This is a genomic window from Rhodococcus sp. Z13, from assembly GCF_025837095.1.
Classification (GTDB): domain Bacteria; phylum Actinomycetota; class Actinomycetes; order Mycobacteriales; family Mycobacteriaceae; genus Rhodococcus; species Rhodococcus sacchari.
In genome coordinates, this window is record NZ_CP107551.1 from 3,292,502 (window position 1) to 3,306,884 (window position 14,383).

The window sequence follows — 14,383 nt, forward strand, 5'->3', positions numbered from 1 at the left end:
CGTCAGCCCTCCTTGTTCTCTGTCGAAGCGGGAGCGTCGCTCGAGGCGGCGCGGCCGGCTTCGGTGCTCGTCGCGGTGGTGCCCGAGGCGCCGGAACGACGCGGGCGGCTCGGACGCTCACGACGCGGCCGGTCGGCGGGAGCGGCTGCAGCAGCAGCGAGCTCACGACGGCCACCGACGATGTCGCCCTTGTAGATCCAGACCTTCACGCCGATACGGCCGAAGGTGGTCTTGGCCTCGTAGAGGCCGTAGTCGATGTCCGCACGCAGCGTGTGCAGCGGGACACGACCTTCGCGGTAGAACTCCGAACGCGACATCTCGGCGCCACCGAGGCGGCCCGAGCACTGCACGCGGATGCCCTTGACGTTCGGCTGACGCATGGCCGACTGGATGGCCTTGCGCATCGCACGACGGAACGCGACACGGTTCGACAGCTGCTCGGCGACGCCCTGCGCGACGAGCTGAGCCTCGGACTCGGCGTTCTTGACCTCGAGGATGTTCAGCTGGACCTGCTTACCGGTCAGCTTCTCGAGCTCGGCGCGGATGCGGTCCGCCTCGGCGCCACGACGACCGATGACGATGCCCGGGCGGGCGGTGTGGATGTCCACACGCACGCGGTCGCGGGTGCGCTCGATCTCGACCTTCGCGATGCCGGCGCGCTCGAGGCCGGAGGCCAGGAACTTGCGGATCGCGACATCTTCCTTGACGTAGTCCGCGTACTGCTTGTCCGCGTACCAACGAGACTTCCAGTCGGTGGTGACGCCCAGACGGAAGCCGTGCGGGTTGATCTTCTGGCCCACTACTGAGCTCCCTTCCGGCGGTTACGAGTCGAAGCCGACCCGACGCTTTCCACGATCACGGTGATGTGGCTCGACCGCTTGCGGATACGGAACGCACGGCCCTGGGCGCGCGGCTGGAACCGCTTCAGGGTCGCACCCTCGTCCACATACGCGGTCGCGACGACGAGCGTGCTGGGGTCGAGGTTGAAGTTGTTCTGCGCGTTCGCAGCAGCGGAGGCGATCACCTTGGCGACCGGCTCGGCCGCGGCCTGCGGCGCGAACTTGAGGATGGCCAGGGCCTCCTCGACGGACTTACCGCGAACGATGTCGACGACGCGGCGCGCCTTCATCGGGGTCACGCGCACGTGGCGCGCAACAGCCCGAGCGCTGTTGACGGTGGTTTCAGTGCTCATCGACGCTTGCTCTTCCGGTCGTCCTTGATGTGGCCCTTGAACGTACGGGTCGGCGCGAACTCACCGAGCTTGTGACCGACCATGGACTCCGAGACGAACACCGGCACGTGCTTGCGACCGTCGTGGACGGCGAACGTGTGACCGATGAAGTCGGGCAGGATCGTGGAACGGCGCGACCAGGTCTTGATGACCTGCTTGGTGCCCTTCTCGTTCTGTGCGTCCACCTTCGCCAGGAGGTGGTCGTCGACGAACGGGCCCTTCTTGAGGCTGCGTGGCATTCTCTAACTCCCTCCTTGACTAGCGCTTCTTGCCGGTGCGGCGGCGACGAACGATGAGCTTGTCGGACGCCTTGTTCTTGCGGGTGCGGCCCTCGGGCTTGCCCCACGGGCTGACCGGGTGGCGACCACCGGAGGTCTTGCCCTCACCACCGCCGTGCGGGTGGTCGACCGGGTTCATCACGACACCGCGGACGGTCGGGCGCTTGCCCTTCCAGCGCATACGGCCGGCCTTGCCCCAGTTGATGTTCGACTGCTCGGCGTTGCCGACCTCGCCGACGGTGGCGCGGCAGCGCACGTCGACGCGACGGATCTCACCGGAGGGCATACGCAGCGTGGCGTAGGCGCCTTCCTTGCCGAGGAGCTGGATGCTCGCGCCGGCGGAGCGGGCCATCTTGGCGCCGCCACCCGGACGCAGCTCGACCGCGTGGATGGTCGTACCCGTCGGGATGTTGCGCAGCGGCAGGTTGTTGCCCGGCTTGATGTCGGCGTTGGGGCCGGACTCGACCGCGGCACCCTGCACGAGGCCCTTGGGCGCGATGATGTAGCGCTTCTCGCCGTCCACGTAGTGGAGCAGCGCGATGCGGGCGGTGCGGTTGGGGTCGTACTCGATGTGAGCGACCTTGGCCGGGATGCCGTCCTTGTCGTTGCGACGGAAATCGATCAGGCGGTAGGCGCGCTTGTGTCCGCCACCCTTGTGCCGGGTGGTGATGCGGCCGTGCGCGTTGCGTCCACCGCGACCGTGCAGCGGGCGAACCAGCGACTTCTCGGGCGTCGACCGAGTGATCTCGGCGAAGTCCGACACGCTGGCGCCACGGCGGCCCGGCGTAGTCGGCTTGTACTTACGGATTGCCATGAGTCTTCTCGTCCTCTATCTCTCGAGAGTTCCGATCGCTACGCGACCGGGCCTCCGAAGATCTCGATGGGCTTGCTGTCGGCCGTGAGGGTCACGAGCGCGCGCTTGGTGTTCTTGCGCTTGCCGTAGCCGAAACGGGTCCGCTTGCGCTTGCCCTGACGGTTGGCGGTGTTGACGCTGCTCACCTTGACGCCGAAGACCTTCTCGACGGCAATCTTGATCTGCGTCTTGTTCGAGTCCGGGTGGACCAGGAAGGTGTAGGTGCCCTCTTCCATCAGCCCGTAGGACTTCTCGGAGACGACGGGAGCCAGCAGGATGTCGCGAGGATCGGCGATCGTGCTCACTTGCTCTCCTCCTTCACTTCCTGGCCGGACTCGGCCGGCCCGTGGATGAACGTGTTGAGCGCCTCGACGCTGAACACGACGTCGTCGCTGTAGAGCACGTCGTAGGTGTTCAGCTGGTCCGGCGCGAGCACGTGGACGTTCGGCAGGTTCTGCGCGGACTTCCACGCCGTGATGTCCTCGCGGCCGACGACGAGCAGCAGGTTCTTGCGCTCCGTGAGCTCACCGAGGAAGGTGCGCGCGCTCTTGGTCGACGGGACCTGGCCGGCGACGAGCTCGGTGATCACATGGATGCGCTCGTTGCGCGCCCGGTCGGAGAGGGCACCGCGGAGAGCGGCGGCCTTCATCTTCTTCGGGGTGCGCTGGCTGTAGTCGCGCGGCTGCGGGCCGTGGACGGTGCCACCACCGGTGAACTGCGGAGCGCGGGTCGAACCCTGACGGGCGCGGCCGGTGCCCTTCTGGCGGTACGGCTTCTTGCCACCGCCGCGGACGTCGCCGCGGGTCTTGGTGGCGTGCGTGCCCTGGCGAGCCGCCGCGAGCTGCGCGGTGACGACCTGGTGCAGAAGCGCGATGTTGGCGGGAGCGTCGAAGATCTCCGCGGGGAGCTCGACGGAGCCGGAGGTCTGGCCGCCGGGGGCCTTGACGTCCAGCGTCAGCTTGGTTGCGGTCTCGGTGCTCATGCCCGTGCACCACCCTTCACTGCGGTCTTGACGATCACGAGGCCGCCCTTACGGCCGGGGATCGCGCCCTTGATCAGCAGCAGACCGTTCTCGGCGTCCACCTTGTGGACCGAGAGGTTCTGCGTCGTGATGCGGTCGGAGCCCATGCGGCCGGACATGCGCGTGCCCTTGAACACGCGGCCCGGGGTGGCGCAGCCACCGATGGAGCCCGGACGACGGTGCACAGCCTGCGTACCGTGCGACGCACCCTGGCCGGCGAAGCCGTGGCGCTTCATGGTGCCGGCGAAGCCCTTGCCCTTGGAGGTGCCGGTGACGTCGACGTAAGCGCCGTCCTCGAAGACCTCGGCGGTGAGCTCCTGGCCGACCTCGTACTCCGAGGTGTCCTCGACACGGATCTCGACGAGGTGGCGACGCGGGGTCACGCCCGCCTTCTCGAACTGGCCGCGGACCGGCTTGGTGACCTTGCGCGGCGCGATGGCACCGTAGGCGAGCTGCACGGCGTTGTAGCCGTCGCGCTCCTCGGTGCGGATCTGCGTGACCACGTTCGGTCCGGCCTTGACGACGGTCACCGGAACGACCCGGTTGTTCTCGTCGAAGACCTGGGTCATGCCGAGCTTGGTGCCCAGGATTCCCTTGATCTGGTTAGTCATGTGTTGTCTCCGCTGCGTCTTTCACAAGCTCGCTGTAATCGAATGTCACTGAATGTTGACGTCGACGCTGGCCGGGAGATCGATGCGCATGAGCGCGTCGACGGTCTTCGGCGTCGGGTCGAGGATGTCGATGAGCCGCTTGTGCGTCCGCATCTCGAAGTGCTCGCGCGAGTCCTTGTACTTGTGCGGCGAGCGGATGACGCAGTACACGTTCTTCTCGGTGGGCAACGGCACAGGGCCGACCACACGGGCACCCGTACGGGTCACCGTCTCGACGATCTTGCGCGCAGATGCGTCGATCGCCTCGTGGTCATAGGCCTTGAGCCTGATGCGGATCTTCTGTCCCGCCACGCTTAGTGTCCTTTTCTTGCCGCGTTTCGTGATCCCCGGCGAGCCGGAGACCACCTCGTCTGCACAGTTCCCCTCGGAACGGCGACCGAGAACAGCACTCGAAACACATGGGAGCCGGACGTATCCGATCCGCTGGCCGCTGTTCATCTGTCATTGTTCTCCGGTCCACGCGGTCGGGCGTGTCGGCCCGCCGCTCATTCTCCGGATGCCGAAACTCTCGTCTCGACATCGCACAGAACGGAACCGGCTGCGTCCGTGCGGACGCACTGGGGTACTGCTTCCGTCTTGCATGTGGCCGCGACCAGGCCGTGAGGCTCGATCCGCGACTGCAATGTCTTTCCTGTTCCGAGCCGCGAAACATCCATGGCCCGGTCAAGGCAACCCGATCAGTATGCAGGAGCGAGCCCCGAAGTTCAACTCCTCGGGGTTCGCCCTCGCATCGGCCGGTCTCTCACCCGACCGGACTCATGGGCAGAGCCCGGAAGGGCGCCATCGCACCGACGGTGTTGGTCGGATCGGGACCGGGACCGGGCGTCGTCGCGGCCACCTCGGGGATCCGCGCCGGCGCGGGTGACAGGGGCGGCACGTCCCGCCACACCGGCAGCGCCTCCTGGATCTCGAGGCCGAGCGCGATCAGCTCGGCATCCTGCCAGGGACGCGCCCCGATCTGCACTCCGACGGGCAGGCCCGTCGTGTCCGAGTAACCGGCGGGCAGGGTGACCACGGGAGCGCCCGCATAGTTGGCCCATCCCACGTCGCCGGTGACTCCCTCGGTGACACTGACCCCGAGGAAGTCCGTGCGCCGCGCGCCGTCGACAGATGTGCCCGGAAGCATGATCGCGTCGAGGTCGTGATCGACGAACATCCGGTTGTAGTCGTTCTGGTATCTCAGGCGATCACGTTCGAACATCAGGTAGTCGGCGACGGGGACGGCGAGCGACGCCACGGCACCACCCACCATCGGGACGTGTTCCGCCCGGTACAGACCCAGGCGATCGGCGAACTGCTGATGGTAGGAGCCCATCTCCACGAGGTCACCCGTCGCGAGAGAATCCGGCATGCCCGGCAACTCGACGGGAACGGTTGTGGCGCCGAGAGAGCGGATCACCTCTTCGACGGCTCCCATCACCCGGCGGATCGCCCCGTCGGGTGCCGGGTGAACATTCGACACCACGCCGATCCGCCGACCGGCGAGAGGCGCAGCCCCTCCCTGAGCGGTCAGCGCGTATCCGCCCTCCGGAACCGCCGGACCGAGTGCAGTGATCGGGTCGGTGGCGTCGGAGCCGGCGAGCACCGTCATCATCAGCGCAGCATCGGCGAGACTGCGACCCATCATCCCGACGTGGTCCCGTGTCCAGGTCAGCGGAATCATCCCGTACGAGGTGATACGTCCGTAGGTCGGCTTGATCGACGACACCCCGCAGGCACTCGCCGGAAGACGTACCGAGCCCCCGGTGTCGCTACCGAGAGCCAGAGGGGCGAACCGTGCCGCGAGCACCGCCGCGCTACCTCCGGAGGAACCGCCCGGTGAGAATTCCGGATTCCACGGATTACCCACCTGCGGCGTCGCCAGACCGATGGCGAATTCATCCGTGTGCGCGTGCCCCATGAGAACGGCACCGGCCTCCTCCAACCGGCGCCAGGCACCCGAATCGCCCGAGGCGATGTTGCCTTCGAGCACCCTGCTCGAGGCGGTGAGCGGTAGGCCCGCGACCGCATAGATGTCCTTGACCGCAACGGGGAGGCCACACACGAGCGGAACCGAGGTTCCGTCGCGCCGCGCCCGGGCCAACCGCTCCCCCGCGACGTCCGCCGCCGCGTAGGCCTTCTCCGGATACAGGCGGACCCACGCACCGATCTCTCCGTCGAATTCCCTCGTCCTCGACAGACAGGCATCGAGCAGCTCGCGCGGATGCAGCCGCCCTGCCTGCAGCAACGCGGCAGCCTCCACGGCAGTCAGAAGAGCCGGATCGGACTCCGGGACATCCCCCGGATCCGGTAACCGATGGCGAGGCGCCGCCGCCGCACGTCCCCCTGCGCCGACGCCCCATGTCAGTGCTCCACCGGCAACTACACCGAACAATCCCCGACGGGATATTTCCCTCTTCATTCCTCCAGACAAACATAACGGCTGCGCATCCACCGATACGTACAATTGCGGCATTCCAGGCTTATTGCTCGTACCATCGTCCGGCTGTCGATGTATTCCGGACATATCCGGAATACGAATCGATGTATGCGAAATCTTGATTTTCTGAATCATCGCTCACGAGTCAAATCTCACACGGAACGGTAGCATCGCGACGAGCGTCGACTCGCGCTTCGGCCGAGCCAACGTCCCGTGGGACCGTTCGAGACCGTGGGAGTGTGATGCCCAGATCTTTCGACCAGGCCGTGCACGTCGAGGACGTCCACAAGTGGTTCGACGACGTGCACGCTCTCGCAGGAATCTCGTTCTCCGCTGCCCCCGGGTCCGCCCTCGGCGTCCTCGGTCCCAACGGTGCCGGCAAGACGACAACCGTCAAGATCCTCTCCACCCTCCTCCGGCCCAGTGAGGGCAGCGCCTCGGTGGCCGGCTTCGACGTCGTGACCGAGGCCGCGGAGGTGCGTCGATCGATCATGATGACCGGCCAGTTCGCCGCCCTGGACGACGCCCTGACCGGCCGGGAGAATCTCGTCCTGTTCGGGCGGCTCATGGGCCTCGACCGGCGGGCCGCCCGGCAACGTGCTGCGCAGCTCCTCGAGGAGTTCGACCTGACGGATGCCGGGGATCGGCCGGTGAAGGGCTACTCGGGAGGGATGCGCCGACGTGTCGATCTGGCATGCGGCCTAGTGGTCCGGCCCCAGGTGGTCTTCCTCGACGAACCGACCACCGGACTGGACCCACGGTCTCGGCAGGCGGTGTGGAACCTCGTGTCGAAGCTCAAGGAACAGGGCATCACCGTTCTGCTCACCACCCAGTACCTCGAGGAAGCCGATGTGCTGAGCGACGACATCATCGTCATCGACAAGGGGACGGTGATCGCCCGCGGCACGGCCGACGAACTCAAGGCGGCGACGGGACGGAGTTTCTGCGAGATCGTCCCGGTCGACGCACACGATCTTCCCCGAATCGTCGAGGCCCTCGGTCCGCTGGTACCGGATCACGTCAGAGCGGAGCTCTCGTCGAGGCCCGAGTCGGCCCGTCTGTCGATCCCCGCCCCGCACGGGGCGGTGACCCTCGGTGAGGTGCTTCGCCTTCTCGCCCCGCTCGAGGTGGAACTGACCGATATCGGGCTGCGCCGCCCCTCGCTCGACGACGTCTTCCTCGAGCTGACGGGACACAGCGCAACGACCGGGGACCCGCTCGCACCGAACGACGAGATCGACGAACCTGTCATCGCCGCGAGCCGGGAGTGACATGGTCACCAGATCCGAGGAACCGAGACTCCGCGGGCTCCCCGACCCCGGTCGGCCACGGGTGGAGGGCGCGCATCGCTCGGTGGAACCGACGGCCGGTGCCCAGTGGTCGACCCTCACCGGACGAGCGCTCCGGATCCTGGCCCGGTATGGCGAACTGGTCCTGGCCGTAATCGTGCCGGTCGTCTTCGGCCTGAGTTTCTATCTGCCGCTCGAGTTCGTCATGCAGCTGGGTGGCCTCGACTACGCGCAGTACCTGATGCCGATCATCGTGCTCCAGTCGATGGCGTTCGCTGCCATCTCGGCCGCCCAGACCTCGGCTCACGAGTCGACGACCGGACTCACCCAGCGCATGCAGACGATGCCCGTCGCGGTGGGTGTTCCCCTCCTCGCTCGCATGACGGCGTGCTCGGTCCGTTCGGTGATCTCGGTGCTGGCCTCGATCGGCTTCGGCTACGTCATCGGATTCAGGTTCTCCGCCGGTATCGGGCAGGCTCTGTTGTTCTGTGTGTCGGCGCTGCTGATCTCCGCGGTGCTGTGTTTCGGAGCGGATGCGATCGGGAGTCTCTCGAAGAGTCCCGAGGCGACAGCTCAGGCATTGACCCTGCCGCAGTTGATTCTGGGAATGCTGTCCACCGGGTTCGTGCCCGAGAAGGATTTTCCCGAGTGGATTCGCCCGTTCGTGCGCAACCAGCCGATCTCGCAGTTCTCGGATGCGATGAGAGCCATGACCGACACGGGCGCGACCTGGCAGGCCCTCGTGCCGAGCGTGCTGTGGCTCGCAGGTCTCGCCGTCGTCTGCATCCCGATGGCCGTGTGGGCGAGCACGAGGCGGGGGTGACGGGGTGGACGAGATGACCGGAACCGTCCCCGGGGTGGACACGAGCCGTTCGTTCGCTCCTACGCCGGCCCGCGGTGCGGACGAGAGATCCCTGCAGGCTCTGTGGACCGGCAGCCGTCTCCAGTGCGGCCGGATGCTCCGCCGATGGGTTCGCGATCCGGCGACCGTCATCCAGGCACTCGTCTATCCGGCCGTGACCCTGGTGATGCTGCACATCGTGCTCGGGAATCGGATCACCGCAGCGACCGGGACACCCGCCGTATACGGGATGGTGCCGCTGGTGGTGCTGATCGGCGCGATGTTCGGCTCGGTGGTCAGCGCCGTGGGCCTGCGGGCCGAGCGCGAGTCCGGTCTGCTGTCGCGGTTCTACACCCTCCCGACCCATCGGGCGGCGGGACTCGTGGGCCGGTTGATGGCCGAACTGATCCGGGTGGTCGTCACGTCCCTCGTGATCCTCGCCGCAGGCATCGCTCTCGGTTTCCGGTTCACCCAGGGATTCGGATCCGGCCTTCTCCTGCTGGTGGTCCCTCTCGGCTTCGGCCTGGGTTTCGCGCTGATGGTCACCTTCCTGGCGACACTGTCGACCAGGCTGCCCCTGGTCGAGCTGGTCTCCACCATCGCGACCCTGCTGATGTTCTTCAACTCGGGTTTCGTGCCGGTGATGGCCTACCCGCGGTGGTTGCAGCCGTTCGTCGAGCACCAACCCATGTCGTGTGCGATCGACACCATGCGGGCCCTCGCCGAAGGGGGGGAACTGGCGAGGCCGCTCCTCGAGACGGTCGCCTGGTCGGTCGGCATGATCGCCGTCTTCGCCGTCCCTGCCGCGCGCGGCTACCGCCGCGCAGCCGAGAACGGTTGATCTCCGTTCTGTAACGGTGAGTGCCGTCGGGAACGACAACACTGCCGGACGGTACCGTGACTCCGGCTGCACCAGTGGGCATGCGCTTGTATGCTTCCAGTTCGCGCCGTCACCGGACCCCCGCCGCCCCGACCGAGAGGAAAGTCGTCTTGACGCGTCACAGCACTGCGACCTGGAAACGCGCCGTCGGCGCCGCCGCGACGGCCGCGGCATGCATCCTGGTTCCTGCAGGACAGGCCCTTGCAGCACCGGCCACCGAAGGTACCTCCGCTGTTTCCGAGGGGTCGTACGTCGAGTCGGTCGAGACCGTCAGCGACCGCGAGATCGTGATCAACGTGTACTCGGCGTCGATGGACAGGACGATCCCGGTCGAGGTCATCCTCCCCGCCGATCGCAGCGAGCCGCGGCCCGTTCTCTACCTGCTGAACGGTGCAGGCGGTGGTGTGGACCGCGCGACCTGGAAGCGTCAGACCGACCTGCTCGAGTTCTTCGAGGACAAGAACGTCAATGTGGTGACGCCGATCGGTGGTGCCTGGTCGTACTACACCGACTGGCAGCAGGACGATGCGGTCATCGGTACCCACAAGTGGGAGACGTTCCTGAACGAGGAGATGCCTCCGCTCGTCGAGGCGGAGCTGAACGCGGACGGCAATCGCGCGCTCGCAGCGATCTCGATGTCGGCCACGTCGGTCTTCAACCTCGCGATCCACAAGCCCGGCTTCTACAACGGCGTCGCCGCGTACAGCGGTTGCGTCCAGTCGAGCGACCCCATCGGCCAGCAGTTCATCAAGACCGTCGTCGAGGTGTGGGGCGGAGCCGAGAGCGTCGAGAACATGTGGGGCCCGCTCGACGGCCCCGGCTGGGTCGAGAACGATCCCTACGTCCAGGCCGAGAAGCTGCGTGGCACCAAGATCTACATGAGCACGGGCAACGGTCTGCCCGGCATCCCGAACGACACCCCGGCGAACCCCCGGATGCAGAACGGCCAAGCCGATCTCGCGAACCAGATCATCGTCGGTGGAGTGATCGAGGCCGCCACCAACTACTGCACCGCCAACATGGCTCGGCGACTGTACGAACTGGGCATTCCTGCCGTCGTCGACTTCCGTCCGACCGGCACCCACTCGTGGGGATACTGGCAGGACGACCTCCACAAGTCGTGGCCGTTCCTGGCCGACGCGCTCGGTATCTGAGCGGGTCCGACAGTCGACACCCCGGGGTATGTGCCCCGGCGTCCACCAGCCACAACGGGTTGTCCCTTCTCCGGAAGGGGCAACCCGTTGTTCGTTCTACCGGCGGCAGCCTTTCAGCCAGTCGTCGAGAACGGGAGCGATGACGGCGACGGACTCCTCCGAGACCATGTCGTTGTGCACCGACGGGATCATCCGGACGACGATCGTTCCGTCCACCACTTCGCGCCACGGATCGACGACCTCGTTCGGGTCCTCCCGTTCCTTCTCTGCGGCGAGAAAGAGGAGATCACCCCGGAACGTCGCGGGTGAATGATTGTTGACCTGCTCCGGCGAATCGACCGCCATGGAGAACACCCTGCGAACCTGCTCCGGCGTGATCGGCCCCACGTTGGCCGAGACCAGATCGGCGATGCGCTGGGCGTTCTCCGTGCTGAGACCGTCGACTGCCTCGTCGGCGGTCAGGTGGACCCCCATCGGGGCGAAGGCTTGGACCAGGGCGTCGTAGAAGTTCTCGAGCTTCGAATCGAGGAGGGCGTCCATCAGGACGAGGCTGCCGACCTCGGCTCCGGACTCCTGCAGAGTGGTCGCCATGCAGTGGGCTATGACGCCGCCGAGCGACCACCCCACGAGGTGAAACGGCCCCTCGGGTTGGATCGACCTGATCTCGGCGACATAGCGCGCTGCGAGTTCGCCGATCGATTCGGGAAGCGGACCGTCGTCGGTCAGGGCCGGCGTCTGCAGTCCGACGACGGGGCCGGGAAAGTCCAGGGCGAGAGCAAGACCGATGTACGACCACGCGAGTCCCATCAAGGGGTGGACGATGAAGACCCCGGGACCTTCACCCGCTCGCAGCGGGAAGAGGACCTCCAGTCCCGAGGCGGTGGCTCCCGACCGGAACGTCTCGCTCGCCGCCGCATCGATGCGGCTCGCCAGACCGGCGGGCGTCGGCGTGGCCATCACCCATCGGAGATCGACGTCCTGCCCGAGCGAGTCCCGCAGCATCGCCACGGCAGCCGCGGCGAGGAGCGAGTTCCCCCCGAGTTCGAAGAATCCGTCGTCGAGCCCGATGCGCTCGACGTCCAGCACGTCGGCGAACACCGTCGCCACACAGCGTTCCGTCTCCGTTCGGGGTGCTCTGTACGGCTTGGTGGACACGAACACCGGGGCGGGCAGAGCCGCGCGGTCCAGTTTTCCGTTGACGGTGAGCGGCAGACGTTCGAGGAGCACGACCGCGTCCGGCACCATGTAGGGGGGCAGGAACGCAGCAAGCCGGGTCCGGGCGGCCGCGGGGTCCACGGATTCGCCTTCTCGTACGACGATGTATCCGACGAGCCGATCACCGAACCGGTCGTCCGTCCGTACCGCGGCGGCGGCGTTCACCACGGGCTCACATCCGAGCAGCGCGGCTTCCACCTCCTCCAGCTCGATCCGGAATCCCCGCACCTGCACCTGCGCGTCCGATCTGCCGAGGTAGACCAGACGTTCCTGCTCGTCCCACCGGGCGACGTCGCCGGTGCGGTACATCACCGTTCCAGTGGACGAGTACGGGTCCGCGACGAACCTCGTTGCGGTGAGAGCACTTCGGTTCACATATCCCTGCGCCACCTGATCGCCGGTCACGTACACCTCCCCCGCCTGCCCCATAGGGACGGGATTCAGGCGATCGTCGAGGACGTGGATGCCCACGTCCGGGAGCGGCCGGCCGATCAGGGAGGGAACCCCCTGCAGCGCCAGATCGGCGGTGATCCGTTGGAACGACGTATGGACCGTCGTCTCGGTGATGCCGTACATGTTGGTCACGCATGGCGTCTCGTCTCCGTACCGCGAGAACCAGGGAGCCAGGTGCACGAGCTTGAGGGCTTCCCCGCCGAGGATCACGTGTCGCAGAGCGAGGGTGGACTCCCCCGCGCCCTCCGAGGCGGTCCGGTCGGCCTCGACGAACTGATAGAACGCGGAGGGGGTCAGGTTCAGAACCGTGACACCTTCCGCGGCGACCAGCGCCCGGAACTTCTCGGGGTCCCTCGAGGTCGGGTGGTCCACCACGACGAGCCGGGCACCGTGAACGAGAGCGCCCCACATCTCCCAGACCGCGAAGTCGAATGCGCAGCTGTGGAAGAGCGTCCACACGTCGGTTCCACCGAACTCGAAGAGCGGCAGAGTGCGCACGAACAGCGAGGTCACATTGCGGTGCGAGACGGCGACACCCTTCGGCGTGCCCGTCGATCCCGAGGTGTAGACCACATAGGCGGTGTCGTCCCGGTGTACCGGGCCGCGACGGTCCGCATCGGTGATCGGGACTGCGCTCCAGTTCGCCGGGTCCTCGTCCTCGATCTCGAGGACAGGTGGGAGGGAGCGCGTCGCTTCCACCTGGAACTGTGCGGATTCCACGATCAGCAGATCCGGTTCGGCGTCCTCGAGAATTCTCACCAGCCGTTCCGGCGGGTGGGTCGTGTCGAGCGGGAGGTAGGCCGCCCCGGTCTTCGCCACGGCGACGACGAGCACGACGAGTGAGATGTCGCGGGGCAACGCTACGGCGACGGTACGCCCGGGTGCAGCGCCTGCCGCGATCAGGCGCCGAGCCCAGCGGTTCGACAACTCGTCCAGTTCGCCGTAGGTGACCGAACGCTCGCCGGCTGTGACGGCGACCAGGTCGGCCGAGGCCCGCGCCCGTACCTCGAACAGGTCGGCCACGGAGACCGTGGGCGCCGGTTCCTCGGTCGGCACCAGATCGGTGTGTACTGCTGGCATTTCGAAACCCCCATCACAGGACGACTACAGGAGGCCTCCAACCACCCTGTTGCAGGCTTCCTCGCACTCCTCACCGCCGTGGAACGAGAAACCGAAGCCTTCCCGTGCCGGTGAAGCGTCAAATTCCAGAGCCGTCGTAGCCTCCCCCGATGGCCACCGGCTATTCCTGAGTCGGCCTCCCATCCCACTTCGACACCTCTTTGCCCGTCAGGACCCCGTTCACGGCGTCGCCGACGATTCCCAACGCTCGCGGAGTTCCCAGCTCACCGTGGGTGAACGGGAGCGGCACGATGTCGATCGTTCCGTCCACGTGCGGGCGCCATTGCCGCGCACCGCTCGGGTCCTCCCCCTGCTCCTGCGCCGCGAAGTACACCATGTTCCCGGAGAACACGCGTGGGGCATGCTCGTCGATGAGACGCGCTGCTTCCACCGCCGCCGAGGTCAGCCCTCTCAGCTGCTGCAACGACGGTGCGAGCGACTCACCCACGAATTCGACCACTCGCCGATGGAATTCGTCGAGCGCATCACTGGTACCGCTGGGAGACACGAAGTCCGACACCGAGATGCCGAATGCCGCGTTCAGCTCCAGATAGGTCGCCTCCTTGTCCACATCGAGGTAGCTGTCGAGCAGGACGAGAGCGGCGACCTCGTCGCCGAGTTCCTGCAGCTGCACCGCGATCTCGTGGGCGATCACCCCGCCGAGCGACCAACCCACCAGGTGGTACGGCCCGTGCTTCTGGACCTGCTTGATCTCCTCGACGTATCGGCTCGCCATCCGGCGGATCGACACCGCACGGTAGTCGGGTTCCGTCGCTGCGGGGCTCTGCAGACCGTAGATGCCGATCTCAGGATCCACATGCGGGACGAGTCCGGCATAACTCCACGACAGGCCCTGGACGGGGTGGACACAGAACAGCGCTTCACGGTCCGGGTTCCCCTTCCGCAGAGGAAGAAGGACACCGTACATGTCCACCTCTTCCCGGTCGACGCTGTCGAGG

The 14,383-nt window shown here is 66.7% G+C and carries 15 protein-coding genes; 4 read left to right on the forward strand and 11 right to left on the reverse strand.

Annotated features, from left to right (window positions below; all coding sequences use genetic code 11):
- Positions 1-2: 2 nt before the first annotated feature.
- The 9 genes from rpsC to OED52_RS15270 form a co-directional block, all read right to left on the reverse strand.
- Positions 3-800 (reverse strand): 30S ribosomal protein S3, encoded by a 798-nt coding sequence (gene rpsC / locus OED52_RS15230; RefSeq protein ID WP_264151694.1) that lies wholly within the window; start codon positions 798-800, stop codon positions 3-5.
- Positions 800-1,192 carry a 50S ribosomal protein L22 gene (rplV, locus tag OED52_RS15235; protein ID WP_264151695.1) on the reverse strand — a complete coding sequence of 131 codons (393 nt, stop codon included), beginning with the start codon at positions 1,190-1,192 and terminating at the stop codon, positions 800-802. The genes rpsC and rplV overlap by 1 nt, the downstream gene beginning before the upstream one ends.
- The gene (gene rpsS / locus OED52_RS15240) at positions 1,189-1,470 is read right to left on the reverse strand and encodes a 30S ribosomal protein S19 (RefSeq protein WP_264151696.1); all 282 of its coding nucleotides are present in this window, start codon (positions 1,468-1,470) and stop codon (positions 1,189-1,191) included. Before rpsS ends, rplV begins: the two co-directional genes overlap by 4 nt.
- Positions 1,471-1,489: 19 nt before the next feature.
- Positions 1,490-2,323 carry a 50S ribosomal protein L2 gene (gene rplB / locus OED52_RS15245; protein ID WP_264151697.1) on the reverse strand — a complete coding sequence of 278 codons (834 nt, stop codon included), beginning with the start codon at positions 2,321-2,323 and terminating at the stop codon, positions 1,490-1,492.
- Positions 2,324-2,361: 38 nt separating this feature from the next.
- Positions 2,362-2,667: a 50S ribosomal protein L23 gene (gene rplW, locus OED52_RS15250; RefSeq protein ID WP_006554608.1), complete on the reverse strand. Its 306-nt coding sequence runs from the start codon at positions 2,665-2,667 to the stop codon at positions 2,362-2,364.
- Entirely contained in the window at positions 2,664-3,344 is a 681-nt protein-coding gene (gene rplD / locus OED52_RS15255; protein ID WP_264151698.1) for a 50S ribosomal protein L4, read from the reverse strand. The genes rplW and rplD overlap by 4 nt, the downstream gene beginning before the upstream one ends.
- A complete protein-coding gene (gene rplC, locus OED52_RS15260) occupies positions 3,341-3,994 on the reverse strand; it encodes a 50S ribosomal protein L3 (RefSeq protein ID WP_264151699.1) in 654 nt (217 codons plus the stop codon). The genes rplD and rplC overlap by 4 nt, the downstream gene beginning before the upstream one ends.
- 45 nt (positions 3,995-4,039) lie before the next feature.
- Positions 4,040-4,345, reverse strand: coding sequence for a 30S ribosomal protein S10 (rpsJ, locus tag OED52_RS15265; RefSeq protein WP_003938093.1), 306 nt, complete (start codon positions 4,343-4,345; stop codon positions 4,040-4,042).
- Between the two features lie 451 nt (positions 4,346-4,796).
- Positions 4,797-6,455 (reverse strand): amidase, encoded by a 1,659-nt coding sequence (locus OED52_RS15270; protein WP_264154721.1) that lies wholly within the window; start codon positions 6,453-6,455, stop codon positions 4,797-4,799.
- A 260-nt stretch (positions 6,456-6,715) separates the two neighbouring features.
- Here OED52_RS15270 and OED52_RS15275 point away from each other — a divergent pair, with 260 nt between their 5' ends.
- The 4 genes from OED52_RS15275 to OED52_RS15290 all read left to right on the forward strand — a co-directional run bounded on the left by OED52_RS15275 (position 6,716) and on the right by OED52_RS15290 (position 10,637).
- Positions 6,716-7,744, forward strand: coding sequence for an ATP-binding cassette domain-containing protein (locus tag OED52_RS15275; RefSeq protein WP_264151700.1), 1,029 nt, complete (start codon positions 6,716-6,718; stop codon positions 7,742-7,744).
- A 1-nt stretch (position 7,745) separates the two neighbouring features.
- Positions 7,746-8,585, forward strand: coding sequence for an ABC transporter permease (locus tag OED52_RS15280; RefSeq protein ID WP_264151701.1), 840 nt, complete (start codon positions 7,746-7,748; stop codon positions 8,583-8,585).
- A 13-nt stretch (positions 8,586-8,598) separates the two neighbouring features.
- A complete protein-coding gene (locus OED52_RS15285) occupies positions 8,599-9,444 on the forward strand; it encodes an ABC transporter permease (RefSeq protein WP_264151702.1) in 846 nt (281 codons plus the stop codon).
- A 149-nt stretch (positions 9,445-9,593) separates the two neighbouring features.
- On the forward strand, positions 9,594-10,637 hold the full coding sequence (locus OED52_RS15290) for an alpha/beta hydrolase (RefSeq protein WP_264151703.1): 1,044 nt from the start codon (positions 9,594-9,596) through the stop codon (positions 10,635-10,637).
- 96 nt (positions 10,638-10,733) lie between these two features.
- On the opposite strand, the gene OED52_RS15295 is transcribed toward OED52_RS15290, so the two are convergent.
- Positions 10,734-13,385: an amino acid adenylation domain-containing protein gene (locus OED52_RS15295; RefSeq protein WP_264151704.1), complete on the reverse strand. Its 2,652-nt coding sequence runs from the start codon at positions 13,383-13,385 to the stop codon at positions 10,734-10,736.
- A gap of 160 nt (positions 13,386-13,545) precedes the next feature.
- On the reverse strand, positions 13,546-14,352 hold the full coding sequence (locus OED52_RS20835) for an alpha/beta fold hydrolase (RefSeq protein ID WP_459565460.1): 807 nt from the start codon (positions 14,350-14,352) through the stop codon (positions 13,546-13,548).
- Between the last annotated feature and the right edge of the window lie 31 nt (positions 14,353-14,383).